This is a genomic window from Vibrio sp. Vb1554, assembly GCF_033344235.1.
Genome location: NZ_JAWPOJ010000080.1, coordinates 1 through 2,371, shown reverse-complemented (window position 1 = coordinate 2,371; position 2,371 = coordinate 1). Strand labels below are relative to the sequence as shown.

Below are 2,371 nucleotides of genomic sequence, written 5' to 3'. Positions count from 1 at the left end.
GCAGCGTGGTAGAAAAATGCCAAGTCATTGCCACGCTGGACAAGCACGACTACCAAGTCTCACTAGAAGAATTACAAGCGCGTATGTTAGAAGCGCAATCAGCCCACAAACTCGCGAAAACCGAGTTAAAGCGCGTAAAACAAGCGACTTCTGATGATGCCATTGCCAGCGTAAACTTAGACCGAGCCATCAGCAGCTACGAACGTAGCCTCTCTGCCGTCAAAGTGGTTGAGAAAAACATCCAACGTGCAAAAGATGCCCTGCGTTACACCACTCTACGTGCACCATTCACTGGCATTGTTGCCGACGTTTCTGTTGATCCACATGAACAAACCTTGCCGGGCGGCAGTGTTGTGTCAATTCAGCAAGAAGGCAGCTGGGAAGTGGACATCGACGTGCCGGAAAATATGATTGCGCAATTCGCACTAGGTCAGCCAGCATCGTTGACTTGGTATGATTCGGAGCAATCCTACCGAGCAACCGTGGCAGAAATCGCGCCGAAGAAACACTTGCTCAAACAAACCTATACCGTCACGCTAGACATCGATTCGATTTCCAGTGCACTATTCAACGGTAAAGCAGTCACGGTAAATACCGCGCTCAACACCAGTCACTCAAGCCATTGCTTTCCTTACTCTGCAATTTTGGGTGAGAAACAAACTCTGCACGTGAATGTGGTTCGTGATGCGGTTATTCATTCAGAGCCGGTCAATCTTGACTCTATCGACGCATACCAAGCGTGTGTGACAGGAAGTTTTGAGCAAGGCGATTATGTGGTGATCAGCGGTAGCCATTATCTGAGCGAGGGCGATGCCGCCCCAAACCTGACCATCAAGACGTTGTAGTTGCGAATCCATGATCAATTTAGCTGAATTCGCGATTCGCCAACGTAAGTTCGTTCTGTTCTTTACCGTATTGAGCGTGATCGCTGGCATCTATTCTTACTTCGACTTAGGCAAGTTGGAAGACCCGAGCTTTACAGTAAAAACTGCGGTAGTCGTGACCCTTTATCCGGGTGCGTCTGCCGAAGAAGTCGAGCACCAAGCCACCGATACCGTGGAAACCAAATTGCAGGAAATGGCGGAGTTGGATCGCTTGCTCTCATTGTCTCGCCCAGGTTTGTCTATGGTCTTTGTTGACCTCAAAGAGAGCCTTAATTCCAAAGCACTTCCGCAGGAATGGGACTTATTGAGACGCAAAGTGGACGATGTAAAACTGCAGCTGCCTTCCAGCGCGCAGATCAGCGTAGTACAAGACGAGTTCTCTGAAGTCTACGGTATGCTTTTCTCTATCCACAGCACAGATGCTGCGCCAGAAGAGTTGCGTCGCTACGCCGAAGAGCTGCAACGCCAAATCAAAGCCGTCGACGGCATCAAAAAGATCGAGCTACACGGCATTCAACCTCGCGTTGTACATATCGATATGCCAGACGAGCGCTTGGCTCAATATGGTTTGTCGATCGCACAAGTTTGGAACCAACTGAGCACACAAAACAGCACGTTCGAAGCGGGAAAATTCGATGCAGGTACAGAGCGTATTCGTATTGCGCAAACCAGTGAGTTTCAGTCTCTAGAAGACATTCGCAATTTAATCATCAATGGTGGCACCGGCGAGTTTGGCTCGGGGTTGATTCGTCTTGGTGACATCGCCGACATCACCATGGGTTATCAAACACCAGCATTGGCAGAAAACCGCTACAACGGAGAGCCCGCTGTCACCTTGGCGGTGAGCCCAGTTCAAGGCATTAACGTGGTGTCACTTGGCGATACGATTCAAGACATCATCGCTAACTACCAGGCAACGCTGCCGCTGGGTGTCGACATCTCGACCGTTGCTTATCAACCTGAAGAAGTACAAAAGTCTATCGACGACTTTGTTGGCAACCTGCTTGAAAGTGTCGCGATTGTTTTTGTGGTGTTGTTGGTTTTCATGGGCTTTAAGAGTGCAACCATCGTTGGCGCAAGCTTGCTCCTGACGATTTTGCTCACGCTTGTATACATGAACATCGCCAGCATCGATTTGCACCGTGTCTCGCTAGGTACGTTTATTCTCGCACTGGGCATGTTGGTGGATAACGCCATTGTGATCACCGATATGATGATCGCCAAGCTCAACAAAGGTATCGAGCGAACTCGCGCCGCGATTGATTCCGTCAAAGAAACCGCCGTGCCACTTTTAGGCGCAACTGTCATCGCGATTATGGGCGCAAGCCCAGTGTTGTTCTCCAAAACCGACTCCGCCGAGTTTGCGAGCTCTGTGTTCTACATTGTGGCATCGTCACTGTTGCTTTCATGGATCGTCGCGATGACGTTTACGGTATTAATGGCGTGGATGTTCATCAAGCCAAAAGCTAACAGCGAAGAGACCAAAC

At 49.7% G+C, this 2,371-nt stretch carries 2 protein-coding genes; both read left to right on the top strand.

Annotated features, from left to right (window positions below; translation table 11 throughout):
• A partial coding sequence (locus tag R8N28_RS23725; RefSeq protein ID WP_318183490.1) for an efflux RND transporter periplasmic adaptor subunit occupies positions 1-845 on the top strand: 845 nt, incomplete at its 5' end.
• Between the two features lie 10 nt (positions 846-855).
• Positions 856-2,371: efflux RND transporter permease subunit (locus R8N28_RS23720; RefSeq protein WP_318183489.1), on the top strand; the 1,516-nt coding region annotated here is incomplete at its 3' end.